We start from the raw sequence: 24094 nt of genomic DNA, 5'->3' as shown, positions 1-24094 counted from the left end.
CCCGATGAAAGCCGCTGGCAAGGAGTCGCCTATGTATCGCCGTTTGATTACCCCCGAGCGCATCCACCCCTGGGGAGATGAGGAGCTGCTGGAGGCGACCGAGCAGGATCGTGCCCGCATCGTGCAGGCCGCTCCGGTGCGCCGGTTGCAGCAGAAGACCCAGGTCTTTCCCCTCGACGTGAAAGCGTCGGTGCGCAGCCGTCTCACCCATTCGCTGGAGGTGCAGGAGACCGGCCGCCAGATCAGCCGCCGTATTCTGGCGGCCTTGTCGACCGGAATGGTTTGTGAAGGGGCCTTTATCAATCTGGTGGAGATGTCCTGTCTGCTGCACGACGTGGGCAACCCGCCGTTTGGTCACTTCGGTGAGCAGGTGATGAGCCAGTGGCTCGGCGAGATGCTCGATCCCCTCTATCAACAAGCTTTGGGCCTGACGCCTTCACCCCAATGGGCGGAGCTGCGCCAGGATCTGCTGCTGTTCGATGGCAATGCCCAGAGCCTGCGCCTGGTGCACAGCCTGCACGAACTCAATCTCACTTTGGGGCAGCTGGCGGCGCTGTGCAAATACCCGCAGCAGCCGCAGGCCGGGGTGAGCTATGGCCTGCATCATGGCTGGAGCAGCAAGCGGGGCATCTTCTTTAGCGAGCAGCCCCTCTATCGCGCTCTGGGCCAAAGCCTGGGGCTGGCCCAGGGTTGTCGCCATCCACTGGTCTACATCATGGAGGCGGCCGATGACATCTCCTACTGCATCGCCGATCTGGAAGATGCGGTGGATCGGCGCATCCTCACCCTCGGCGAGCTGTTGACGGCGCTGCGCAGCGCAGACGGGAGCGATTATCTGTCCGGATTGCTCGATGATGCGCTGGCTTCCGGCAGGGGCTTTTTCCCCCACTTTCGCCAGCAGTTGACCCGGGATCTGGTGGCGCTCGCGGCAAAGAGTTACGTGGATGAACACGATGCCATCCTGCGGGGCAGTTATCCCCAGGCGTTGTTGCATGGTCAGGCACCGGCGGCGCGGGTGCTCGACATGCTCAAGCAGGTGGCCCGCGAGCTGGTGTTCCGACGCCCCGAGGTGGAGGCGCTGGAGCTGGAAGGCTATGCCGCCCTGCGCGGGGTGCTCTCTACTTACGCCTGCCTGTTGGCAATGCCGGCCGGGCAGTTTGCTCGCTTGCTGGCGGGGGAAGGGGGCAATGAACTGTTCTTCGCCCGGCGCCTCTACCACAGGCTCTCGGCACGCCATCTCAAGGCCTATCGGCTGGCGGTGGCGACCCGTGATGCACGCTTTACCGACGAGGGGGAGCAGGAGTGGTATTACCGGGTGCGCCTGCTGCTCGATTACGTCAGCGGCATGACGGACACCTATGCGCTGGAGGAGTTCCGGCTGTTGTCCGGCATCTGACGGCGATCCCGGTTTTTGTGATGGCCATGGCTTGCCAATGAAAACGTGTTTAAAAAAGGTGCCATGAGAGACTTGTTTTAGGTGTGAAGATTTTTTAGACTGCTGCGACCTGTTCAACTTTTACCCGGTAAGGAGACGAAAATGCAAGATCTGATGCTCAACGTTGCATTTGCTCGCTGCACCCATGGCAGCGTGAAATCTCGTGCTCTTTTACCGCGTGGCGTAAACAGGTAACCCCTGCTTATTTTTATCACCCGCGGTTGTCCCGCAGGGTGATGTCCACTTTCTCCGGGAGAACCGCATGTTCAACTGGAGAATGTCATGTCAATCGAACTGGTTTTACTGCGCAGTGTAGAGTCCCTGGTCCAGAAGCGGATCGCCCATGTCGAGCGTCGCCTGACGCAGGTCAATCTTTCGCCGGCCTTGCTCAAGGATATCGGTCTGGAGGGGTATGAGGGGCAGGTTTCCCATGTCACTCACGTCCGTGAGCGGGAGTATCAAACCGGCTTTCGGCTCGGGAATCGAATAACCTGATCAAGGGGGGGAGTCATCCCCCCAAATCCTGTGGCGTGACAGGCCGGAGCCTGTCACTTTTTCTGCCATAAAAAGTAGGCCTTTTATTCACTTTTATTAGATATACCTCTATCCTCTTGGCCCCGTTTGTGACGGATGCGTATGTTTTCTCGCCTTGTGGTGCAATTGCCAGCAAGATGGGCGATAGCTGCATTATCGATTTCACTCATCAGGACAAGACGTTCATGCCTCTTTCTCGCCACTTTTTCTTCGCCTGGTTCGCGTGGCTGCTTCTGAGCAGTCCGTTAAGCGCTGCGGCGCAGTCTGCATATGAAGATAGCGGTACCGTCGAGCAGCAATCCGTACCCGAACTGGTGGTGGGGGTACCACGGGAAGGCTACCCACCATTTCTCTATGCCATGTCCGCCGGTCATTATGCTGGGCCCCAGCGGGAGCTGACCCTGCGTATTGCCGCCGAGATGGAAAGAGAGGTGCGTTATGTTCCCTACGCCTCTTATGTCGAGGCGCAGCAGGCGCTGATCGACGGGAAAGTGGATGCGCTGTTTGGCATCCCGCGCGATAGCCTGGATCATCGTGAAGTCAGTCAGGTCGGCTATCTGGGGAGCTATGACAGGGTGGTGCTGCTGCGAGAACCTGCCCAGATGCTCACCCTTGAGCAGGCAAAGAAACTGAGCTGGGTGTGTGTGCGCGGGTTTGGTTCCTGCCAGATCCTGGACAGGATGGGGATAGAGAACGTCACCCAGCTCAACAGTCGTGACGAGGCCAGCTACAGGGTGAAACTGGGTCTGGCCGATGCCTATGTGGGTCTGGAGCCCGCGCTGAAGAACGCCATGGAGCACATGTCCGGCCCGCTGGGGATCGTCAATCCGGAGTGGTTGCAAGGCACAGTACTGACGATTGCGATCAGGAAGGGCAATATCGCCTTGAGAGATCGACTGCTCGAGGCTTACCAGCGGGTGCCGATCACCGATTCCAGGCTGCGTCTGGGGAGGGATGAATCTCCCGTCAGCCTCGCTCATCTGCTGGATGAAGAGGAGCGGGCCTGGCTGAAAAAGCGAGAAGTGGTTCGATTTGCGGTGGCACCGGCCTTCGCCGGGATCAGTGAAATCGACAAGGAAGGTGTGCTGCACGGCTATGCGGCGGATCTGATGAAGCTGCTGAGCCTGCGTACCGGCATTCGCTTCGAGTTGACGCCAACGGACTCATGGACCCAATCCCTCGAACTGCTGCGCCGCCAGCAGGTGGATCTTATCCCCCTCATTACAGTGATGGACGAGCGGCGAGGCTACGCCTCTTTTACGTCTCCTTTCCTGATGCTCAATTCGTATGTGGTCGCCAAGCGGGGGAGCAAGAACCTGGCCTCTCTCGCTGATTTGCGTGGCCATCGGGTTGGTGGTGTGGTGGGTTCTTACGAATCTTCTGTGGTCAATGCCAATGGTGGCATCCTGGTCCAGACCAGTACGGATAACGAGCTGCTGTCGATGCTGGATGACGGGCGAGCGGATTATGTGCTGCTGACTATGACCAACATCGGTCGTCAGGCGATGCAGGGCTTCAACGACAAGTACCAGGTCGTCTATGCCAGCAGCCAGTTTGGCACGCCGATCAGCATGGCGGTGGCGCACAGCCAGCCAGAATTGACCCGCATCATGGACAAGTTGCTGCTGACCATCAGCGACGATGAGTGGGCCCTGCTGGAGCGCAAATGGCTCAATATCTCCATCAACATGGAGCAGGACAATACGCTGCTTTACCGCTGGCTGGCCTTCTCTCTGGGCGGGGTGGTGGTCATAGGCGCGCTGGCGTTTATCTGGGTCAGGAGTCTGCGGCGCCAGATAGCCCAGCGCCAACGGGCGGAGCAAAAGCTCAACGAACAACTGGTATTTGTCCAGACCCTGCTCGATTCCTTGCCCAACATGGTGGCGCTGCGGGATCGCCAGCAGACCCTGACCCTGTGCAACAAGGCCTATCGGGAGACCTTCATCGGGGCCGAACTGGGGGATGGCTGGAGCAACATGCGTCCGGACGAGCGGGAGCAGATGCTGCACGAGGAGCGCCAGATCTGGGCGACCGGTGAGGTCATCGCCGGGGCGGGGCAGAGCAGCAATCGAGATGGCACCTTGTTCCACGTCATCTATGTGAAACTGCCCTACCGCGCCGCGGATGGGAGCATCCAGGGCGTACTGACGGTGCTGACCGATGTGAGCGCCATCAAGGCGGCCGAAAGCAAGGTGCGTGAAGCCGAAACCCGGTTGAAGGACATGACCGACAGCATGCCCGGGGTCGTATACCAATATCTGTGGCAGGGAGTGGGGAAAGGGCGTTTTCTCTATGTTTCGCGTGGCGCCGAAGAGATCCTGGGCAAACCGGCGGAGAGTCTGTTGCAGGCCCAGCCTGGCGGGGCGGTATTCGATCTCGGCGAGGAGATGCAGCAGGCGTTCGTCAGCGAGGTGGCGGCCCATGCCATGGTCCTGACGCCACTGGATCTGGACGTCATGGTGCCCTCGCCTGCGGGGACGCGCTATCTGCAGGTGCGGGGCAACTTCGTCCCGCAGGATAGTGGCGATCTGATCCTCAACGGTGTGGTGCAGGATATCACCACCCTCAAGCAGCAAGAGCTCGAGCTGCGTGAGGCACGCGCGTCTGCCGAGCAGGCCATGCAGGCACGCAGCCGCTTCCTGGCGACCATGAGCCACGAGCTGCGAACTCCCATCTCCGGCATGCACGGCATGCTGGAGCTGCTGCGCATGAGTTCCCTCGACGAGGATCAGCGCTACCTGCTGCGCAATGTGGAGAGCTCCACCAACAATCTGCTCTATCTGGTCAACGACATCCTCGATTTTTCCAAGATGGAGGCGGGGCAGTTCCAGCTCGATTACCATCCCGGCCGCCTGCAGTCCGTTATCTGCGATGTGATCCGTGGCCATGCGGCCCAGGCCTACGGCAAGGGGTTGAAGGTGACGCTGCACTGGGAGGCGCAGATCCCCGACCAGGCAGTGCTCGATGCCATTCGCGTGGGGCAGGTGATCTCCAATCTGCTCAGCAATGCGGTCAAGTTCACCGAGCAGGGGAGCATCGGCATCCGGGTTGGCTATCGCGATGGCGCCCTCGTCATCACGGTGAGCGACACCGGGATCGGGATCGCCAAAGAGAAGCAAGGGTTGCTGTTTACCCCGTTCGAACAGGTGGAGTCCGACATCAATCGCCGCTTTGGCGGCACCGGGCTGGGGCTGGCCATCTGCGATCAGCTGGTGCGCAAAATGGGCGGAACACTCTCCCTCACGAGCCGGGCCGGTGAGGGGGCCAGCTTCAGCTTCACCATCCCGCTCTCCGACTGCCGGTGGGATGCCCCGGCACTGGCCGGTAGCCACTGGTGGCTGCTCAGTGATGATCCGCTGCTGCAGGCAACCATGACCCGTTTCGGTGCTACCCTGCATCCCATTGATGGCAGCCAGCTAGATGGGGAGCTGGAAGGCTTGCTGCTGGCGGATGAACAAAGCCTCGAGCGAGCGCTTGGCAGCGAATGGCAACGCTGGTTACAGCACACCAGCCTCAAGGGGATAATTATCTCCCCCCGGGAGGCGCTGCGGGGGCGGCTTGGCACCAGCCACTGGTGGCGACTCGGTCAATCCCCCCTCTACCCGGACCTGCTGCTGGAAACGTGCCGCGATCTGCTGGCCGACCATGCACAGCCAAGCCAGGACGAAGCAACGGCAACTCTGGATGGCCGTGTGCTGGTGGCCGATGATCACCCGGTGAACCGGGCCTTGCTGGTCCGCCAGCTGGCGATTCTTGGGGTCGACTGCGAGGTGGTGGATAATGGCGAGCAGGCACTGCGTGCCTGGCAAGGGCAGCGTTTTGCCCTGCTGCTGACCGATTGCCATATGCCGGTCATGGATGGCTATACCCTGGCGAGAACCCTGCGCAGCCAGGGAGAGCAGGCCCCCATCATAGGGGTGACTGCCGATGCGTCCGAGGAGGCGACCCAGAGCATGACGGCGGCCGGCATGAATGGCATGCTGATCAAACCCTATGCACTGGAATCGCTGCGCAAGTTGCTGACCAAGTGGTTGCCTGCAAGCGGCACCAATGCAGCTGAGCCTGCCGACTCGACTTCTGCCCTTGAGCAAGCCAGCCGCTGGCGGGATCTGTTTGGTGATGAGGCCCTGGCCTGCGCCATGGCGCGAGAATATCTGGCCTCCAACCAAGCTGATTGCCAAGAGATGATGGCAGCGACGGTGGCTCGTGATACCCGGGAATTGATGGAAATAGCCCATCGCATCAAGGGGGCCGCTCGCATGGTCGGTGAAGCCGCGCTGGCGGAACAGGCGGCCAGGCTGGAGTCGGCCGCCCGGTTGAAACAGCTGGATGAACTCGAGGCGTTGGCAGCCGGTGTGAATGCCGCCATGCATGAAGTAACACGCGAAATGGGACTGTGGATCCATGAATAAGAGAGAAGATGAGCTGGTTATCATGGTGGTGGAAGATCACGCCTTCCAGCGCAAGACCCTGTTGCACCAGATCCGCAGCCTCGGATATCAGCAACTGCTGGAGGCGCAGGATGGCCTCTCGGCGTTGGCGCTTTGCCAGCATCATCAGGTCGACATTCTTATCTGTGATCTGCGCATGCCCGGTATGGATGGCATGGCGTTGTTGCGCCGCCTCTCTCTGGGGGGCTTCAAGGGGGGCATCATCCTCTCCAGTGCACTGGAGGATGACGTGGTGGCGGCAGTGCTGCGAATGAGTGCCGCCTATGGCCTGCAAGTGCTGGGGCGGCTCGAAAAGCCCTCAAGTCCGCAGCAGATCCGGCAACTGATCGACACCTGGTCCCCCGGACAAGAGCCACAACATAGCGAAGAGGGGTACGGCATCGACGTCGTCGAGTTGCAACTGGCCCTCGAGCGGGATCAGATCCTGCCCTGGTACCAGCCCAAGGTGAGCTTTGTGACCGGCGAGTGGGTGGGCATGGAGGCGCTGGCCCGCTGGCAGCACCCGGAATATGGCATGATCTCTCCCGCCCGTTTTATTCCCCTGGCGGAGAACAATGGGCTCATCGATCAACTGACCGAGGTCATCATCAGCAAGTCGCTCCGTGATGGTCATCTCTGGGAAGAGACGGGTCTGTCATTGAATCTGTCGATGAACCTCTCCACGACATCCCTGATCGAGGGGGATCTCTGCCACTCCCTCATCAACCAGTGTCAACGCTGGAGCATCAATCCCGAGTTGATCACCCTGGAGGTGACCGAGAGCTCTTTCGTCCAGGATCTGGGCAAGTCCCTGGAGGTGCTGACGCGTCTGCGCATGCACGGTTTTGGCCTCTCCATCGATGATTTCGGTACTGGCTACTCCTCCATGCAGCAGCTGGCGCTGCTGCCGTTTACCGAGTTGAAGCTGGATCGATCCTTTGTGGATCGCTGCTATGCCGATCCTTCCCGTCTGGCCATTATCGAATCCAGCATCGAACTGGCCCGTAAACTGGGGCTCAAGTCAGTTGCGGAAGGAGTGGAAGACGAGCAGACCTGGCGCCAGTTGGCTGCGCTGGGCTGCGATGTCTGCCAGGGATTTTTCTCCGCCCGGCCGATGCCCCGTCACGAGCTGAAAAACTGGCATGCAGCCTGGTTGGAACGCTTGCCAGCATTGCTGTCTGGCTGATGGGGGCTGTGCCTGACCTGTGGGCTGGATATGCGGTTGGTGCCGAATGAGAAAGGTTGGCGGGAAAGAGGGTCGGCAGGGTTGAGAGCGGTGGCGGAGCAAGCCGCCACCTGGCGTTATCGCGGCTAATCGAGACGGCGGAAGGTGGCGTTCTCGAGGCTGCAGGGGGTCTCCTGGTTGAGCAGGTTGACCAGCAGGATGGCCCGCTTCTCGCCATCGGGTTCCATATAGATGGCTTCAAAACCGGCGAAGGGACCGGTCTCTATCTTCACCTTGTCCCCCTGGCTGGGCAGCCTGGCGTAACTGGCTCTCGCCTCGTCACTGTCATCCTTGCTCATCAGCTGATAGACAAGCGCACTGTTGATGGGTGTCCATTCGCTGCCGAAGTGGATGATCCGGCTGATGCCGCGGGTCGACTTCAGGGTGATGGGGGTGACTTCGTTCAGATCGACGAAGATAAAAAGGTAGTTGGGAAACATGGGTTCCCGAACGGGAACCCGCTTGCCCCGGCGCAGCTTCTCGATCTCCACCATGGGGTAATAGGATTCGATACCCTGGGCATCGAGATGGGCGCGGGCGCGGGCCTCTTCTTTTGGCTTGCAGTAGGCCAGATACCATTTTTTCATGTGATCAGTATGTTCGTGTTGCCGTGCTCGCGGATATGATAGCGGCGCTTAATAAAAAGGCCACGCAAAGCGTGGCCTTTTTTACCGAATGGATGATTACCAGCCTTTGACCAGGCCGCCCTTGAACAGCTCCTGACCTTTCTTGTAGACATCGTCAGTCTGGAAGGACTGGACGAACTGTTTGACCTTCTCGTCATCCTTGTTGTTCTCGCGAGCGACGATCAGGTTGACGTAGGGGGACTCCTTGTCTTCAACAAACAGGCCGTTTTCGCTCGGGGTCAGACCGATCTGGCCGGCGAAGGTGTTGTTGATGATGGCCAGATCCACGTCTTCCAGGGAGCGGGGCAGCTGGGCGGCTTCCAGCTCGACGATCTTGAAGTTACGCGGATTGTTGGTGATATCCAGTACGGTGGCTTCCAGGCCGGCACCCTCTTTCAGGGTCAGCAGGCCCTGCTTCTCCAGCAGGATCAGGGAGCGGCCCAGGTTGGTCGGGTCGTTCGGTACTGCGATCTGGGCACCATCCTGCAGCTCGGAGAGCGCCTTGATCTTCTTGGAGTAACCGGCGATCGGGTAGACGAAGGTGTTGCCGACCGGCACCAGCTTGAAGCCGCGATCACGGATCTGGGCATCCAGATAGGGTTTGTGCTGGAAGGCGTTGACGTCGATGCTGCCATCGTTCAGCGCCACGTTCGGGGTGACGTAGTCGGAGAAGGTCACTACTTCGACGTTCAGGCCATATTTCTCCTTGGCGATCTTGGCGGCCACTTCGACCAGCTCGGTCTCAGGGCCGGCGATGGCGCCTACCTTCAGGCTCTTGTTCTCTTCTTTCTGGCCACAGCCGGCCAGTACCAGGCCAGCCAGCAGGGCAGCCGCAACGGATTTGATGCCAAATTTCATAAAACCTCCTGTTAGAAATCGACGATTAACGATGATCGTATTTGTTGACCAGGCGTTCACCTGCGCTCTGGATGAGTTGAACCAGCACAACCAGGATAACCACGGTGACCAGCATGACGGTCGGGTCGAATCGCTGGTAGCCGTAACGGATACCCACATCACCCAGACCGCCCCCACCGATGGCACCGGCCATGGCGGAGTAGTTGACCAGGGTCACCAGGGTAATGGTGACGCTGTTGAGGATGCCGGGCAGGGCCTCGGGCAGCAGCACCTTGGTGATGATTTGCAGGGGCTTGGCGCCCATGGCCTTGGCCGCTTCCAGCAGGCCGTCCGGCACCTCCATCAGGGCCCCTTCCACCAGGCGGGCGATAAAGGGCACGGCGCCTATGGTGAGCGGCACTATGGCGGCGACGGTACCGATGCTGGTGCCGACGATCAGCCGGGTCAGCGGAATGATGGCCACCAGCAGGATGATGAAGGGCACCGAGCGGCCGATGTTGACCACCATGCCGAGGGTGCTGTTGAGCACAGGGTTGGCCAGGATCTGGCCCGCCTTGGTGACATGTAGCGCCACGCCGAGCGGCAGGCCGAGCAGGCAGCCAAACAGGGCGGAGGCAAACACCATGATGAGGGTGTCGCCCAGGGCCGTGAACAGCAGATTAATCATGGCTTCGGACATAACCCATTACCTCCAGCTGAATGTGGTTGTCGATGAAGAACTGCTGGGTCGCCTCGCACTGGGCTTCATCCCCGAACAGCTCCGCCAGCAGGAAACCGAACTTGACGCCACCGGCGTACTCGATGTCTGCACTCAGAATGCTGATGTCGATGTTGAAACGGCGGCTCGCCTCGGAGATGAGCGGGCTGTCGACCGTGCTGCCGGTAAAGCCGAGCTTCACCAGTGGATAGCTGGCGGGCACTCGCTCGGCACTCATCCGATCCTGATACTCCTGAGGCACTTCCAGGTGAATGGTGGAGTGGATGAAATCCCGTGCCAGCTGGGTCTTGGCATTGCTGAAGAACCAAGCCACTTCGCCCTGTTCGATCAGGCGGCCATCGCTGATGATGGCCACTTCGTCGCAGATCCCCTTCACCACGTCCATCTCGTGGGTGATGAGCAGTATGGTGAGCCCCAGCTTGACGTTGATCTCCTTGAGCAGAGTCAGGATCGAGCGGGTGGTCTGCGGGTCGAGGGCCGAGGTGGCCTCATCGCACAGCAGCACCTTGGGCGCCGGTGCCAGGGCACGGGCGATGGCGACACGCTGTTTCTGGCCGCCGGAGAGCTCTGACGGATAAGCGTGGGCACGGGCTTCCAGCCCGACCAGCGCCAGCAACTCGGCGACCCGATGCTGGATCTTATCCTTGCTCCAGCCCGCCAGTTCCAGCGGGAAGGCGATGTTGGCAGACACGGTGCGGGAGGAGAGCAGGTTGAAATGCTGGAAGATCATCCCGATCTGGCGGCGGGCCTGGGTCAGGTCCCGTTCGCTCAGGGTCACCAGATCATGGCCATCGACGATGACCTGGCCCTCTGTCGGACGCTCCAGCAGGTTGACGCAACGAATGAGGGTGCTCTTGCCGGCACCGGAGGCACCGATCACCCCGAAAATTTTGCCTTGCGGCACATGCAGGCTGACATCACGCAGGGCGTGCACGGCATCACTGCCTTTACCGTAGACTTTGTTGAGACCGATCAACTTAATCATGGGATTCTTCCGTGCTAACAGCCTTAAAGCACAGGGCGCTACAGGCGGGTGAATTGGGCAGAGGTTTCACTGGGTGACACTGCCATCATGGAGGATGATGCTAAGATGTCTGGATGGCCATGTCAACGACCATTTATACATCTAGACGGCTAAAAAACTGAAGAAATAGATGCCGTTCCCGAGATGATGTTTTGTGGCGAAGAGGGGCTAAATATTGAATTCATAAATGTGGCTATCAATCCGAATTTAACATGGAAATCCTGGCTTTAATGTCATTTATATTGGATTTTGCACGACCTTTTTGTTCTGCTTCGTTTGAAGCACCTATGCACGCCCCGCCCTATCTTTTTACTTTTTGTTGCACAAATCGTTCCCGTTTCCTCGTCTATGGCACTTCTTGCCCGTTCATTTGATATAGCGCAAGGGGCAGCGCGATCCTGATTGGGGCACGAAAGATGGTTTTTTATACTGGGATGGACATCAGACAAGGAGGGCAGTGCGATGAGATTCCAACAGATCAAACAGTTGCTGCACTATCTGGAGCAGGTACATCACCAGCTTGGGCTCTGCTACGGGCGCTTGGCCGCTCAGGTGGACAGTGAACGCAGCCGGATGTTGCTGGTGTATTTGCAGGGGCGGGAAGACGCCGCCTGCGCTCACCTGCACGAGTATGGCAGCCAGCTGACCGAGGCGGTGAGGGAGACCTGGCTGGAGCAGGGGTTCAGTGAAGACATGTTGCCCGGCATTCGCCAGTTCGAGTTGCCAGCCACGGCCCAGACCCAGGATATCGTCACCCGGGTGTGTAGTTGGGAAGAGCAGCTGGTGGGCGAGCTCAATCATCTGGCCCGCGAGTGCCCGACCTCGGATACGGCGGCGCTGCTCGAGAATCTGGCCCGGCTGGAGCAGACCCGCCTGACCCGGTTGGTACACGGGGTGCATCGCCTGGACGATTTGTAAGGCCATATGAAAGAAGGGCCCGGCATGGCTGTCGGGCCCCTTGATTATGGGAGGTAGTCACAATGCCGAAGTGTTCAGCCCTGATGCTGCTCGGCGGCATAGAGGGCTGCCCCTATGATGCCTGCTTGGTTGAGGCTGGCCGCCGGGATGAGCGGCGCCCGGGTCTGGATGCGGTCGACAAACTTCTCCAGTTTGGCAGCGCTGCCGCCCCCCAGGATGAAGAGGTCGGGGGAGAACAGGAACTCGAGGCGGGCCAGATACTTGTTGAAGCGCTTGCCCCAGCGGTTCCAGGAGAGATCCTCGCGCTTGCGCACTGCATCCGAGCAGTAGTGCTCGGCGACCATGCCTTCCAGAACGAGATGACCCAGCTCGGTATTGGGCAGCAGGTGGCCGTTGACAAACACCGCCGTACCAATGCCGGTGCCTACCGTGATGAGGATGATCACCCCCTGGCGCTCCTTGCCTGCGCCAAATTTCATCTCGGCAAGACCGGCGGCATCGGCATCGTTCAGCACGTAGCAGGGCTGGCCGGTGACATCGCTGAACAGGTGAACGGCGTCGGTTTCTATCCAGCTCTTGTCGATGTTGGAGGCATTCTTGGCGATCCCGTGGTGGATGGTGGCGGGAAAGCCGCACCCCACCGGCCCTTGCCAGTTGAAATGCTCCACCAGTGCCTTGAGGGTATGGGCAATGGCGGCCGGTGTGGCCGGTTGTGGCGTGGCAATGCGATGGCGCTCGCCGATCAGCTCGCCGGTTTTGGTATCGACCAGACAGCCCTTGATCCCCGAGCCGCCAATATCCACTCCCAACATATGCATCTGTGGTGTCCTTTTAATGTGCTGACCGTGACGGATCGGCAGAGCATGAAAAAACTGCGGCGTGCCGGCAAGGGGCAGATCGCTCAGGCGTGATCCGGCAAACCTTTTTCGATGCAGCGGATCAGCAAGCGAGTCTTTTTGCTCTCTTCTTCCCGACGGCCGGCCAAGGCCGCCAGCGCCCATTCGATATGCTCAGCCACCAGGGGCTCGGCTCCGGCAAGGGCCCGTTGCAGGGCGTCAATCACTTCCGCTGTGGCCGGCCCGTTGCCGAGTGCCACCGCCAGATTGCGGCGCCAGCGCTGGTAGCCGATGCGGCGAATGGGGCTCCCTTCGGTGTGCTTGAGAAACTCGCTCTCGCTCCAGCGCCACAGCTCAAGCAGGGGCGGGCGGTGCAGATTGGGTCGCGCACTGAAGTCGGGCTCCGGGCTGGCGTCCGCGTAGCGGTTCCAGGGGCAGATGAGCTGGCAGTCGTCACAGCCATAGATGCGGTTGCCCATCAGCGGCCTGAACTCTGGCGGGATGGGACCGTCATTTTCGATGGTGAGGTAGGAGATGCAGCGACGGCCATCCACCACGTAAGGGGCGACAATGGCGCCGGTAGGGCAGATATTGATGCAGGCCACGCACTTGCCGCACAGCTCCTTCTCGACCGGTTCGTCCAGCGGCAGCGGCAGGTTGAGCAAGAGCTCTCCCAGAAAGAAGAAGGAACCGGCCGACTCGTTCAGGAGCAGCGAGTGCTTGCCCACCCAGCCGAGGCCTGCCTTGGCTGCCAGTGGCCGCTCCAGTACGGGGGCCGAATCGACGAAGGGACGCCACTCGCCGATGGGGTCGGCTGTGGTTTGAAACAACTCAGTGCAGCGCCGCTCGATGCGCTCACCCAGCTGCTTGAGGCGGTTGCGCAGCACCTTGTGGTAGTCGCGCCCTAGGGCGTAGCGGCTGATGTAGCCGAGAGTCGGATCGCGCAGGGTGGCGGCGAAGCCCGCCTCGAAGGGGAGGTAGTTCATCCGCACCGACAGTACCCGCCGGGTGCCCGGCAGCAGCTCGTGGGGGCGAGCCCGCATCATGCCGTGACGCGCCATATAATCCATGCTGCCGTGGTGGCCCGCATCCAGCCAGGCCTGCAGCCTGGGCTCTTCGATGGCGAGATCCGTATCCGTGATGCCTGCCTGGTCAAATCCTAGCTCGCGGGCCCAGAGCTTGATATCTTGAGCCAACTGCTCAAAGTCGGGGGCCGTCATCCCGCTGCATGCCTTAATGAATTGATCTGCAAGGCAAACAGGAGTGGATGCTCAGGCATCATCATGGGCCGGGCTGGGCCGGTTCGGGACAATGGATAAGCGTCGGGAGCCGTCATGGTACAGGTCATCGGGGATGCTGAATGCAAGAAAGAGGCGGACAGTCTATCACAGGGGCTGTGGCGGACCGAACAGATCCGCGCCCGTGAGCAGGAGTGGGCCAGGCGTGAAGGGCAACCGCTTTATGCCCTGATGGAGCGGGCTGGTGCGGCCCTCTTTGCCCATGCCACCCGGCACTGGCCCGAGCGCCGCAGTTGGTGGATCTTCACCGGCCCCGGCAACAACGGCGGGGATGGCTATGTACTGGCCCGCCTCGCCCGCCAACATGGGTTGGTGCCCGTGGTGATTGCCGCAAGGGATCCCGCTCAGTTGAAGGGGGATGCCAGAGTGGCCGCCGAGGCCTGGTTGGCCTGCGGGGGAAAGGTCTGGCTGACCGAAGACCCGGTGCTTGCAAGTCTTCCTCCCCCCGATCTGGTCATTGACGCCCTGCTGGGCACGGGTGTCAGTACGCATCTCGCTCCGTTACTGACAAAGATCGTCGCAACAATCAATGGCTTGGGTGTGCCCGTGCTGGCTGTGGATCTGCCTTCCGGACTCAATGGCGATACGGGGCGTGCCATGGGGGCCGTGGTGCGCGCCACCCGCACCCTCACCTTTATCGGCATCAAGCAGGGCATGCTCACCGGGGATGGTGTGGATTGTGTTGGCCAGCTCGCGTGCGATGAGCTCGGCGTCCAGCCCGATGAGCAGGTAATCCCTTCGGCCTGGCGGCTCGATTATCCGGCGCTCAAATCGCGACTGGTGCCGCGCTTGCGTTCGGCTCACAAGGGGGTGAACGGCAAGGTGCTGCTGGTGGGCGGCAATCGCGCCATGCAGGGGGCCATCCTGCTGGCGGCCAGGGCCTGCCTGCGGACCGGCGCCGGGCTGGTGCGAGTGTGTCAGCATCCGGTTCATCCGCCAGTCAGTCTATCCCAGCCAGAATTGATGGGGGGCGATGAGGCGGATGACGGGGGTTGGGCATCGGTGCGGGTCATAGGTCCGGGCCTCGGGCTGGATGAGTGGGCTCGCACCCGGTTCGAGCAGGCATTGACCAGCAAAATTCCTCTGGTTTTAGACGCTGATGGATTGAATTGGCTGGCGCAAGCTCCCCGTCATCAGGATAATTGGGTACTTACTCCCCACCCTGGCGAGGCCGCTCGGCTGCTGGGGTGTTCCATCGCCGAGATTGAATCCGACCGGTTTGCCGCGGTGCGCGCCTTGCAGCAGCGTTACGGCGGCGTTGTGCTGCTCAAGGGGGCCGGTACCCTGATTGCCGATGACGAGGGGATCGCGCTCTGTTGCGAGGGCAATCCCGGCATGGCAAGTGGCGGCATGGGCGATCTGTTATCTGGTATAATCGCCGCCCTTTTGGCTCAGGGCTGGTCCGCCACCATGGCTGCCCGACTGGGGGCCGTGATCCATGGAGAGGCTGCCGATCTGGCCGCCGCTGACGGAGAGCGGGGCATGCTGGCGTCCGATCTGTTGCCCTGGATCCGCAAACTGGTTAATCCCGACACCATTACAAGTTAAAGAAGAACATGGCAAAACAGTTGATGATGACACTGCCGGACGAGGCAGCAACAGTGGCTCTGGGTGGCCGTCTGGCACAGGCCTGTCAGCAGGCGACCACGGTGTTTTTGCATGGCGCCCTGGGGGCCGGTAAAACGACCCTGACCCGGGGCTGGGTACAGGGGCTGGGCCATCAGGGCAAGGTAAAGAGTCCGACCTACACCCTGGTCGAACCCTATGAGCTGGATGGCTGGCAGGTCTACCACTTCGATCTCTACCGTCTGGCCGATCCCGAAGAGCTGGAGTTCATGGGGATCCGCGACTACTTCTCTGCCAACACCCTCTGTTTGGTGGAGTGGTCCGAGAAGGGGGAGGGCTGGCTGCCGGCCCCCGACCTCGAAATCACCCTCACCTATGTAGGCGAGCAGCGCGAGGCCCTGATTGAGGCACGCACTGCTATTGGCGAAGCCATTCTGGAACGGTTGTCATCTACGTGCGCTTGATCCTTCTTATTGCTTTCTCCTTGATGGCCTTACCCTCCTGGGCGAATCAGCTCAAGAGCGTGCGGATCTGGCCATCACCGGACAACACCCGGGTGGTGCTCGACATGAGCAGCGCCCCCAATTACAACTACTTCACCCTGACCGGTCCGGATCGCCTGGTGATCGACCTGAAAGGGGCGAACGTGGCCACCAACCTGGCTCGCGTCGAGAACAACAGTGAACTGGTGCGCAAGGTGCGCCAGAGCACGCCCCAGGAGAAGGGCGACCTGCGGCTGGTGCTGGACCTGAGTTCAGCCATCAAGCCGGTGGTGTTCCCGCTGGCCCCGGCCGGCCCCTATGGGCATCGGCTGGTGATCGACTTGCCCTATGAAGAGAAGCGCTCGGCCGCCGCCGTGCGATCGGCGCCGGTGGGCGGCAAGGGCAAGGGGGTGGTGATTGCCATCGACCCGGGTCATGGCGGGGAAGACCCTGGCTCCATCGGCCCGCGTCGCACCTACGAGAAGCGGGTGACCCTGGCGGTTTCCCAGAAGCTGGCGGTTCTCATCGACCGTGAGCCCGGGATGCGTGCCATCCTGACCCGCCGTGGTGACTACTTCGTCGATCTGAACAAGCGCTCCGAAATCGCCCGCAAGGCGAAGGCTGATCTGCTGGTGTCCGTTCATGCCGACAGCTTCCATAACTCCACGCCACGTGGTGCTTCCGTCTGGGTATTGTCGACCAACCGCGCCAACCGCGAGATGGGCAGCTGGCTGGAGAAGCAGGAGAAGCAGGGCGAACTGCTTGGCGGGGTCGGCAAGGTATTGGCCGAATCCGATCCCAACCCCTATCTGGCACAGACCTTCCTCGACCTCTCGATGGACAAGTCCCGTGCCGAGGGCTATGACGTCAGCCGCCAGATCCTGCGCTCGATGGGTAAGGTCGCGAGGCTGCACAAGAAGGCGCCGGAACACGCCAGCCTGGCGGTGCTCAAGGCGCCGGACATTCCCTCCGTGCTGGTGGAGACGGGGTTCATCTCCAACCACGCCGAAGAGAAGTTGCTGGCCACCTCCAGCTATCAGGATCAGCTGGCTCGCGCCATCTTCGAGGGGATCCGCAATTATTACCGCGCCCACCCGACCAAGGGGGCCATGCTGACCGGCAAGAGCGTGGCGAGCCAGCCAGCTGCGGCGCCCAGACAGGTGGCCGCGAGCAAACCGGCTCCCCAACCCCAAGTGACCAACCGGATGCCGGCGACTGTGCGTGACAGTGGTGCACCGGTCAGCAGCGTGGGCAGCGCCTCCGGCGCCGGGGTGATCAAACCCTACTCGGCGACCACCAGTGCCGGGGTCAACGACAAGTCGAAGATGATCCGCCACGTGGTCACCCGCGGCCAGAGCCTCTCTCGCCTTGCCGAACGGTACGGGGTGAGCCAGGCCCGTCTGGTGGAGATCAACAAATTGAAATCGCGGGAAATCCAGATAGGGCAGGTGCTCTACATTCCCAAAAAATAAAGCAGGAGCCAGCGATGCCAATCCGTATATTGCCTCCGATTCTGGCTAACCAGATTGCCGCAGGGGAGGTGGTGGAGCGGCCCTCTTCCGTCGTCAAGGAACTGGTGGAAAACAGCCTGGATGCGGGCGCTGACCGGGTCGAAATCGATATCGACAAGGGGGGCGCCAAGCTGATCCGCATTCGTGACAACGGCTGCGGAGTTGCCCGGGATGAACTGGTGCTGGCGCTGTCGCGCCACGCCACCTCCAAGGTCGCGACCCTGGACGATCTGGAAGGGATCAACAGCCTGGGATTTCGCGGCGAGGCGCTCGCTTCCATCAGCTCGGTTTCCCGGTTGACCTTTACCTCCCGCATTCAGGAACAGTCTGAAGCTTGGCAGGCCCAGGCCGAGGGGCGCGAGATGAGTGTCACCGTCAAGCCGGCGGCCCATCCTGTGGGTACGACCGTAGAGGTGGTGGATCTCTTCTTCAACACCCCGGCGCGGCGCAAGTTCATGCGCAGCGAAAAGACCGAGTTTGCTCATATCGACGAGCTGGTGCGCCGCATCGCGCTCTCCCGCTTCGACGTCACCCTGATCCTGCGCCACAACGGCAAGGTGGTACGCCAGTACAAGGCTGCCAATACGGTGCCGGAGCAGGAGCGCCGCCTCGCTGCCGTCTGTGGCACTCCCTTCATGCATCATGCGCTGGCAGTGGAGAGCGAACATAGCGACGTGCGACTGTGGGGCTGGCTGGCTACTCCGCAGGGGGCCAGGCCGCAAAATGATCTGCAATACACCTACGTCAATGGCCGCATGATGCGTGACAAGCTCATCAACCACGCCATCCGCCAGGCCTATGACGAGCTGTTGCCCCCCGATCGCTTCGCTGCCTATGTGCTCTATATCGAGCTGGATCCCCGCCAGGTGGATGTGAATGTCCACCCTGCCAAACACGAAGTGCGCTTTCATCAGGCTCGCCTCATTCACGACTTCATCTTCCAGGCGCTGTTCACCGCACTGCGCCGGGAAGGGGCTGGTAGCGCCACCGATGAGCCGCTGGCCGAAACCCTGGTGGAACTGCCGGTCAGTCCGCAGATCGAATATCCCGGGCAGGCGCCTCGTCCCGAATGGTATGGCGCCGAGCACAACTACCGGGCGCCGGCTCAGGTGCGAGAAGGAGGATCGGGAAGCGCAGGTGCAGGGCGCGCCGGCAGCTACCAGCCACCCGAGCCCCCGAGCCGCGAGGCGATGCGGGGAATGGGAGCGCTGCTCACCACCTTGCCCATCGCCGAATCGGCACAAGTTGCGACAAACGCCCCTGCTGACGCCCCCAGGCCACCCGCACAACAGGGTTGCCGGGCGCTTACTCTGGTGGAGCAGGCCTATCTGTTGATGGAGCGGGATGGCCAGCTGGCACTGTTGTCGCTGGTGCGGGCCGAACGCCTGCTGCTGCGTCACTGGCTGCTGGAGACCTGGGGCCAGGGGCTGGCGGCCCAGCCACTGTTGTTGCCGGTCTCTTTCAAGTTGCCCAAAAACCTGATGACCCTGGTGGAGGCGCAGGAGCGTTTGCTCAAACGGATGGGGCTGGAGTTGAAAAGCGGTGGGCGCGACACCATGATCCTGACTCGGGTGCCCGCCTTGCTGCGTCAGACCGACCTGGTGCGGCTGTTACCCGAATTGCTGCAAATCATCGAGGGCGGATCTGACAGTGATGCCGGTCAGCAGGCTGAAGTATTATGCCAATGGCTGGTAGAGCAGGGGATAAGCCGCGAGAAAGTATACGATTTTTCAACTGCCAGTCGGTTGCTGACGGAACTTGTGGCCGATCACGCTGACCAACTGGCAGACGTTCGCATGGTGCGCCCGCTCTCGCTGGCGACCGTGCTGGAGGAGTTCAAGCATGGCGAGTGACTTGCCGACTGCAATTTTTTTGATGGGGCCGACGGCCTCCGGCAAGACGGATCTCGCCATCGAACTGTGCCAGGCGCTGCCCTGCGACATCATTAGCGTCGATTCGGCCCTGATCTATCGCGGTATGGATATCGGCACCGCCAAGCCGACCCCGGCAGAGCTGGCGCTGGCGCCTCACCGGCTGATCGACATCCTGGATCCGGCCATGAGCTACTCGGCGGCGGATTTTTGCAAGGATGCTCTGCGGGAGATGAAGGATATCGCCGATCGCGGCCGCATTCCGCTGCTGGTGGGTGGCACCATGCTCTATTTCAAAGCGTTGCTGGAGGGGCTGTCACCCCTGCCTTCCGCCGATCCGGCCATTCGCGCCGGCATTGAAGAAGAGGCGGCCCGCCTCGGCTGGCAGGTGCTGTACGACGAGCTGGTACGCATTGACCCGGTGGCCGGAGCTCGCATCCATCCCAATGACCCGCAGCGGCTCAGCCGGGCGCTCGAGGTCTACCGCATCAGCGGCAAGACGCTCACCGAATTGACCCAGGTACAGGGAGAGGGGTTGCCCTATCGGGTGCAACAGTTTGCCATCGCGCCGAACGATCGTGCCGTGCTGCATCAGCGTATCGAACAGCGTTTCGACAAGATGCTGCAAGGGGGGTTCGAACAGGAGGTGAGGGCTCTGATGGCCCGCGGCGATCTGACTCCGGATCTACCCTCCATTCGCTGCGTCGGATATCGCCAAATGTGGGACTATCTGAACGGCGAGATAGAGTATGATGAGATGCGTTATCGTGGCATCGTTGCCACCCGCCAATTGGCAAAACGACAGATGACCTGGTTGCGCGGTTGGCCCGATGTGACCTGGTTGGAATCTGGTGAGTCTGGCAATCTGGAACGCGTGCTTGCTCGCGCTGGTGCGGCTTGACACTCCCTGTATAATCAGGTTGTTATATTGAGATTCGATGTTTAAAAACAACAAACTATAAGGAAAAGAAAAATGGCTAAGGGGCAATCTCTCCAAGACCCGTTTTTGAATGCGCTGCGCCGTGAGCGTATTCCTGTTTCTATCTATTTGGTGAACGGCATCAAACTGCAAGGTCAGATCGAGTCTTTCGATCAGTTTGTCATCCTGCTGAAGAACACCGTGAGCCAGATGGTTTACAAGCACGCCATCTCCACCGTGGTGCCTGCCCGTGCCGTCAACCATCACCAGCCTGCTCCCAACGGCGGTGCTGATGAACAGGGTGACGCCGAGGCGTGATATCCCGGGACGAGTCCACTCGTCAACTCAGATTCATCATGATTCCTGTTAAGGAGCAAGCGCTTGTTTGACCGTTATGAAGCTGGCGAACAGGCCGTTCTGGTGCATGTCAACTTCAGTGATGAGGGTGAACGGGAGGATCTGGAAGAGCTCAAGATGTTGGTGAGCTCTGCCGGAGTCAATGCGCTGGCGGTGATCACCACCAGTCGCAGTGCCCCCAGTGCCAAATTTTTTGTCGGCAGTGGCAAGGCTGAAGAGATCGCATCCCAGGTCCAGATGCTGGACGCCGACGTGGTGATCTTCAACCATGCCCTGACCCCTGCCCAGGAGCGCAACCTGGAGCGTCTGTTCCAGTGCCGGGTGGTGGATAGAACCGGCCTGATCCTCGATATCTTTGCCCAGCGGGCCCGAACCCACGAAGGTAAACTGCAGGTCGAACTGGCTCAGTTACGCCATCTTTCTACTCGCCTGGTGCGAGGCTGGACCCACCTTGAGCGTCAAAAAGGGGGGATCGGTCTGCGCGGTCCGGGGGAAACCCAGCTTGAAACCGACCGACGTCTGCTGCGTGAACGCATCAAGGCGATTTTGCGTCGGCTTGAAAAGGTAGCCAAGCAGCGGGAACAGGGGCGCCGCGCCCGCAATCGCAATGAAGTACCGACAGTATCCCTGGTTGGTTATACCAACGCCGGAAAGTCTACTTTGTTCAACCAACTTACAGCTGCCAGCGTGTATGCTGCCGACCAACTGTTCGCAACCCTGGACCCCACCCTGCGTAAACTGGTGATCCGGGACGTGGGTGATGTGATTTTGGCAGACACGGTTGGATTTATTCGGCACTTGCCTCATGATCTGGTCGCCGCCTTCAAGGCGACCCTGCAGGAGACCCGCGAAGCGGATCTGTTGCTGCATGTGGTGGACTGTGCCGATGAGCAGATGCAGGAGAATATCGACTCCGTGCAGCTGGTGCTGGCCGAGATCGAAGCGGACGACCGCCCCCAGCTGATGATCTGCAACAAGATCGACAAGCTGGCGGACCGTCCGGCTGGCCTGGAGCGGGATGAAGAAGGACGCCCGTTGCGCGTCTGGCTGTCTGCCCAGACCGGTGAAGGGTGTGAATACCTGTTTCAGGCCCTGACCGAGCTGCTGGCTGGCTCCATGGTGTATCACACCCTGCAGTTGCCGCCTTCTGCCGCGAGATTGCGCAGTGCGCTCTATCAGTTGAAAGGGATTGAGCAGGAAGGTTTTAGCGAGGAGGGGGATTTTGTGCTGGAAGTCCGCTTGCAAGTGGCCGACTGGAACCGCCTCGTGAAACAGGAAGGTGAGAGTTTACAACGCTTTATCAGACATTGATTCGTCGGTGAATGCTGACAGGCTTCATCAACGATGAGGGTTCGATAGAGATGATATCCATCCGCAAGTATTAATGGAGACGCTGATGGCTTGGAATGAGCCTGGTAACAACGGCAAAGACCGTGACCCTTGGGGGAACAACGGCAAGAATCAGGGGCCCCCTGATCTGGATGAAATGCTGCGCAAGGTGAGTCGCCGTTTCGGTGGCCTGCTGGGTGGCGGCAAGTCTGGCGGCGATGTGGGCCGCTTTGGTATTTCCATCGCGCTGGTGGTCGCCGTGGTGGTGTGGGTCGTCAGCGGCTTCTACACCATTCGTGAAGCCGAGCGCGGTGCCGTGCTGCGCTTTGGCAAGTTTTCCCACATTGTCGAGCCGGGCCTGCGCTGGAAGCCGACCTTTATCGATCAGGTGATCCCGGTGGACGTCGAGTCCGTTCGCTCCCTGCCGGCTTCCGGTTTCATGCTGACCCAGGATGAGAACGTGGTGCGGGTCGAGATGGACGTGCAATACCGTGTCGTCAATCCCGAGCAGTACCTGTTCAGTGTGACCAATGCCGACGAGAGCCTGAGCCAGGCGACCGACAGCGCCCTGCGCTACGTGGTGGGCCACACCAAGATGGATGACGTACTGACCACTGGTCGGGAAAAGGTCCGTCAGGAAACCTGGGAAGTGATCGATGGCATCATCGAGCCCTACCAGATGGGTCTGCAGATCGTGGACGTCAACTTCCTGCCGGCTCGTCCGCCGGAAGAGGTGAAGGATGCGTTTGATGACGCTATCGCCGCCCAGGAAGATGAACAGCGCTTCATCCGTGAAGCGGAAGCCTATGCCCGTGAAGTGGAACCCAAGGCCCGTGGCCAGGTGAAGCGTCTGGAGCAGGAGGCCGAAGCCTACAAGTCCCAGATTGTGCTGAAGGCCCAGGGTGAGGTTGCTCGCTTCAACGAGCTGCTGCCCCAGTATCAGGCTGCGCCCGAGCTGACCCGTAACCGTATCTATCTGGAAACCATGGAAGAGCTGTACCAGCAAGCCAACAAGGTGCTGGTCGACATGCCTGCTGGCAACAACAGCATGATCTACCTGCCGCTCGACAAGCTGTCTGGCAAGCCGAACGTGGCTCAGCCACAGCGCTCGACCGTGGCTCCGACCGTAGAGCCGGCGCCGGTTTCCAACGAGGGGGCCAACTCCACTCCGATGCCGCTGCGTAGCGGTGACCGCTTCAGCTCAGGGAGAAACTGATAGATGAAAAAGCTAGCTATTGGTGCAATCGCTGTCGCGGCCATGGTCTGCTTCTCCTCTGTCTTTATCGTTGATGAAGGTCAGAAGGGGATCGTGGTGCAGTTTGGCAAGGTGAAGCGGGTTGATTCCGGCGAGCCGCGCCTCTATGAGCCGGGCCTGCACTTCAAGGTGCCGCTCATCGACCAGGTTCGCAAGATGGATGCCCGTATCCAGACCATCGACAGCCAGGCCGACCGCTTCGTCACCTCCGAGAAGAAAGACCTCATCATCGACTCCTACGTGAAGTGGAAGATCGAGGACTTCTCCAAGTACTACCTGGCGACCGGTGGTGGCAACAAACTGCAGGCCGAAGACCTGCTCAAGCGCAAGATCAACAACGGTCTGCGTTCCGAGATCGGTAACCGCACCATCAAGGACATCGTCTCCGGCGAGCGTAGTACCGTGATGGAAGATGCCCTGAAGAAGATGGCGCGCTCCTCCGAGCTCGGCATCAAGGTAGTGGATGTGCGGATCAAGCAGATCAACCTGCCGGTGGAAGTCTCCAACTCCATCTACCAGCGGATGCGCGCCGAGCGTACCGCGGTGGCCCGTGAGCATCGCTCCCAGGGTCGTGAGAAGGCGGAGATCCTGCGTGCCGACATCGACCGCAAGGTGACCGTGATGATCGCCGATGCCGAGAGTAATGCCCGTCAGCTGCGTGGTGAAGGGGATGCCGAGGCCGCCAAGATCTATGCCGACAGCTACAAGAAAGACCCCGAGTTTTTCAGCTTCGTGCGCAGTATGGAGGCCTATCGCAAGAGCTTCTCCGGTGGCAATGAGCTGATGGTGCTCAAGCCGGACAGCGAGTTCTTCCGTTACCTCAAGTCGCCGAACGGCAGCAAGTAAGCCGTTGGGAAAAATGGTTGCAAAGGGTCTGCATTGTCAGGCCCTTTTTTTTCTTG

General features: G+C 60.5%; 20 protein-coding genes. 14 read left to right on the top strand and 6 right to left on the bottom strand.

Annotation, left to right across the window (positions count from 1 at the left end):
• Nucleotides 1–31 precede the first annotated feature (31 nt).
• The 4 genes from dgt (at nt 32) to ACB034_RS16280 (ending at nt 7585) form a co-directional block, all read left to right on the top strand.
• Nucleotides 32–1396 carry a dGTPase gene (gene dgt / locus ACB034_RS16295; protein WP_371173259.1) on the top strand — a complete coding sequence of 455 codons (1365 nt, stop codon included), beginning with the start codon at nt 32–34 and terminating at the stop codon, nt 1394–1396.
• Nucleotides 1397–1717: 321 nt separating this feature from the next.
• A complete protein-coding gene (locus tag ACB034_RS16290; RefSeq protein ID WP_026456921.1) occupies nt 1718–1930 on the top strand; it encodes a hypothetical protein in 213 nt (70 codons plus the stop codon).
• A gap of 224 nt (nt 1931–2154) precedes the next feature.
• Nucleotides 2155–6381 (top strand): ATP-binding protein, encoded by a 4227-nt coding sequence (locus tag ACB034_RS16285; RefSeq protein WP_371173258.1) that lies wholly within the window; start codon nt 2155–2157, stop codon nt 6379–6381.
• Nucleotides 6374–7585 (top strand): EAL domain-containing response regulator, encoded by a 1212-nt coding sequence (locus ACB034_RS16280; protein ID WP_338611779.1) that lies wholly within the window; start codon nt 6374–6376, stop codon nt 7583–7585. Before ACB034_RS16285 ends, ACB034_RS16280 begins: the two co-directional genes overlap by 8 nt.
• A gap of 125 nt (nt 7586–7710) precedes the next feature.
• On the opposite strand, the gene rfaH is transcribed toward ACB034_RS16280, so the two are convergent.
• The 4 genes from rfaH to metN form a co-directional block, all read right to left on the bottom strand.
• Nucleotides 7711–8211 carry a transcription/translation regulatory transformer protein RfaH gene (gene rfaH, locus ACB034_RS16275; RefSeq protein WP_042028240.1) on the bottom strand — a complete coding sequence of 167 codons (501 nt, stop codon included), beginning with the start codon at nt 8209–8211 and terminating at the stop codon, nt 7711–7713.
• Nucleotides 8212–8307: 96 nt separating this feature from the next.
• Entirely contained in the window at nt 8308–9108 is an 801-nt protein-coding gene (metQ, locus tag ACB034_RS16270; protein ID WP_026457147.1) for a methionine ABC transporter substrate-binding lipoprotein MetQ, read from the bottom strand.
• Between the two features lie 25 nt (nt 9109–9133).
• On the bottom strand, nt 9134–9787 hold the full coding sequence (locus ACB034_RS16265; RefSeq protein ID WP_026457146.1) for a methionine ABC transporter permease: 654 nt from the start codon (nt 9785–9787) through the stop codon (nt 9134–9136).
• Nucleotides 9768–10811: a methionine ABC transporter ATP-binding protein MetN gene (gene metN, locus ACB034_RS16260; RefSeq protein WP_371173257.1), complete on the bottom strand. Its 1044-nt coding sequence runs from the start codon at nt 10809–10811 to the stop codon at nt 9768–9770. The genes ACB034_RS16265 and metN overlap by 20 nt, the downstream gene beginning before the upstream one ends.
• A 501-nt stretch (nt 10812–11312) precedes the next feature.
• On the opposite strand from metN, the gene ACB034_RS16255 reads away from it, so the two are divergent.
• Nucleotides 11313–11768 carry a hypothetical protein gene (locus ACB034_RS16255; RefSeq protein ID WP_026457144.1) on the top strand — a complete coding sequence of 152 codons (456 nt, stop codon included), beginning with the start codon at nt 11313–11315 and terminating at the stop codon, nt 11766–11768.
• A gap of 74 nt (nt 11769–11842) precedes the next feature.
• Here the strand turns inward: ACB034_RS16255 and ppgK are convergent, their stop codons facing one another.
• Together ppgK and queG are read right to left on the bottom strand one after the other, a co-directional pair.
• Nucleotides 11843–12586, bottom strand: a complete 744-nt coding sequence (gene ppgK / locus ACB034_RS16250; RefSeq protein WP_042070132.1) for a polyphosphate--glucose phosphotransferase — start codon at nt 12584–12586, stop codon at nt 11843–11845.
• Nucleotides 12587–12669: 83 nt separating this feature from the next.
• Entirely contained in the window at nt 12670–13824 is a 1155-nt protein-coding gene (queG, locus tag ACB034_RS16245; protein ID WP_371173256.1) for a tRNA epoxyqueuosine(34) reductase QueG, read from the bottom strand.
• A gap of 114 nt (nt 13825–13938) precedes the next feature.
• Here queG and ACB034_RS16240 point away from each other — a divergent pair, with 114 nt between their 5' ends.
• The 9 genes from ACB034_RS16240 to hflC all read left to right on the top strand — a co-directional run bounded on the left by ACB034_RS16240 (nt 13939) and on the right by hflC (nt 24038).
• Nucleotides 13939–15450: an NAD(P)H-hydrate dehydratase gene (locus ACB034_RS16240; RefSeq protein ID WP_371173255.1), complete on the top strand. Its 1512-nt coding sequence runs from the start codon at nt 13939–13941 to the stop codon at nt 15448–15450.
• An 8-nt stretch (nt 15451–15458) separates the two neighbouring features.
• Nucleotides 15459–15932 carry a tRNA (adenosine(37)-N6)-threonylcarbamoyltransferase complex ATPase subunit type 1 TsaE gene (tsaE, locus tag ACB034_RS16235; protein ID WP_042028249.1) on the top strand — a complete coding sequence of 158 codons (474 nt, stop codon included), beginning with the start codon at nt 15459–15461 and terminating at the stop codon, nt 15930–15932.
• Nucleotides 15933–15955: 23 nt separating this feature from the next.
• Complete coding sequence (locus ACB034_RS16230; protein ID WP_223380415.1) at nt 15956–17422, top strand: N-acetylmuramoyl-L-alanine amidase; 1467 nt, start codon at nt 15956–15958, stop codon at nt 17420–17422.
• Nucleotides 17423–17436: 14 nt separating this feature from the next.
• Nucleotides 17437–19314 (top strand): DNA mismatch repair endonuclease MutL, encoded by a 1878-nt coding sequence (gene mutL, locus ACB034_RS16225; RefSeq protein WP_371173254.1) that lies wholly within the window; start codon nt 17437–17439, stop codon nt 19312–19314.
• On the top strand, nt 19304–20233 hold the full coding sequence (gene miaA / locus ACB034_RS16220) for a tRNA (adenosine(37)-N6)-dimethylallyltransferase MiaA (protein ID WP_371173253.1): 930 nt from the start codon (nt 19304–19306) through the stop codon (nt 20231–20233). Before mutL ends, miaA begins: the two co-directional genes overlap by 11 nt.
• Nucleotides 20234–20305: 72 nt before the next feature.
• Complete coding sequence (hfq, locus tag ACB034_RS16215; protein ID WP_026456017.1) at nt 20306–20569, top strand: RNA chaperone Hfq; 264 nt, start codon at nt 20306–20308, stop codon at nt 20567–20569.
• A gap of 63 nt (nt 20570–20632) precedes the next feature.
• Nucleotides 20633–21919, top strand: a complete 1287-nt coding sequence (gene hflX / locus ACB034_RS16210) for a ribosome rescue GTPase HflX (RefSeq protein ID WP_371173252.1) — start codon at nt 20633–20635, stop codon at nt 21917–21919.
• An 85-nt stretch (nt 21920–22004) separates the two neighbouring features.
• A complete protein-coding gene (gene hflK / locus ACB034_RS16205) occupies nt 22005–23153 on the top strand; it encodes an FtsH protease activity modulator HflK (protein ID WP_026456016.1) in 1149 nt (382 codons plus the stop codon).
• A gap of 3 nt (nt 23154–23156) precedes the next feature.
• Entirely contained in the window at nt 23157–24038 is an 882-nt protein-coding gene (gene hflC / locus ACB034_RS16200; protein ID WP_026456015.1) for a protease modulator HflC, read from the top strand.
• Nucleotides 24039–24094: the final 56 nt, after the last annotated feature.

The sequence above is a fragment of the Aeromonas sp. S18(2024) genome (assembly GCF_041402525.1).
Classification (GTDB): domain Bacteria; phylum Pseudomonadota; class Gammaproteobacteria; order Enterobacterales; family Aeromonadaceae; genus Aeromonas; species Aeromonas enteropelogenes.
The sequence above is the reverse complement of the archived record's forward strand: the minus strand, read 5'-3'. Positions and strand labels throughout refer to the sequence as shown.

Excerpts from the sequence above, each read along its gene's own strand:
- dgt (WP_371173259.1), top strand. The coding sequence starts at position 32 with ATGTATCGCCGTTTGATTACCCCCGAGCGCATCCACCCCTGGGGAGAT.
- ACB034_RS16290 (WP_026456921.1), top strand. The coding sequence starts at position 1,718 with ATGTCAATCGAACTGGTTTTACTGCGCAGTGTAGAGTCCCTGGTCCAG.
- ACB034_RS16285 (WP_371173258.1), top strand. The coding sequence starts at position 2,155 with ATGCCTCTTTCTCGCCACTTTTTCTTCGCCTGGTTCGCGTGGCTGCTT.
- ACB034_RS16280 (WP_338611779.1), top strand. The coding sequence starts at position 6,374 with ATGAATAAGAGAGAAGATGAGCTGGTTATCATGGTGGTGGAAGATCAC.
- rfaH (WP_042028240.1), bottom strand. The coding sequence starts at position 8,211 with ATGAAAAAATGGTATCTGGCCTACTGCAAGCCAAAAGAAGAGGCCCGC.
- metQ (WP_026457147.1), bottom strand. The coding sequence starts at position 9,108 with ATGAAATTTGGCATCAAATCCGTTGCGGCTGCCCTGCTGGCTGGCCTG.
- ACB034_RS16265 (WP_026457146.1), bottom strand. The coding sequence starts at position 9,787 with ATGTCCGAAGCCATGATTAATCTGCTGTTCACGGCCCTGGGCGACACC.
- metN (WP_371173257.1), bottom strand. The coding sequence starts at position 10,811 with ATGATTAAGTTGATCGGTCTCAACAAAGTCTACGGTAAAGGCAGTGAT.
- ACB034_RS16255 (WP_026457144.1), top strand. The coding sequence starts at position 11,313 with ATGAGATTCCAACAGATCAAACAGTTGCTGCACTATCTGGAGCAGGTA.
- ppgK (WP_042070132.1), bottom strand. The coding sequence starts at position 12,586 with ATGCATATGTTGGGAGTGGATATTGGCGGCTCGGGGATCAAGGGCTGT.
- queG (WP_371173256.1), bottom strand. The coding sequence starts at position 13,824 with ATGACGGCCCCCGACTTTGAGCAGTTGGCTCAAGATATCAAGCTCTGG.
- ACB034_RS16240 (WP_371173255.1), top strand. The coding sequence starts at position 13,939 with ATGGTACAGGTCATCGGGGATGCTGAATGCAAGAAAGAGGCGGACAGT.
- tsaE (WP_042028249.1), top strand. The coding sequence starts at position 15,459 with ATGGCAAAACAGTTGATGATGACACTGCCGGACGAGGCAGCAACAGTG.
- ACB034_RS16230 (WP_223380415.1), top strand. The coding sequence starts at position 15,956 with ATGGCCTTACCCTCCTGGGCGAATCAGCTCAAGAGCGTGCGGATCTGG.
- mutL (WP_371173254.1), top strand. The coding sequence starts at position 17,437 with ATGCCAATCCGTATATTGCCTCCGATTCTGGCTAACCAGATTGCCGCA.
- miaA (WP_371173253.1), top strand. The coding sequence starts at position 19,304 with ATGGCGAGTGACTTGCCGACTGCAATTTTTTTGATGGGGCCGACGGCC.
- hfq (WP_026456017.1), top strand. The coding sequence starts at position 20,306 with ATGGCTAAGGGGCAATCTCTCCAAGACCCGTTTTTGAATGCGCTGCGC.
- hflK (WP_026456016.1), top strand. The coding sequence starts at position 22,005 with ATGGCTTGGAATGAGCCTGGTAACAACGGCAAAGACCGTGACCCTTGG.
- hflC (WP_026456015.1), top strand. The coding sequence starts at position 23,157 with ATGAAAAAGCTAGCTATTGGTGCAATCGCTGTCGCGGCCATGGTCTGC.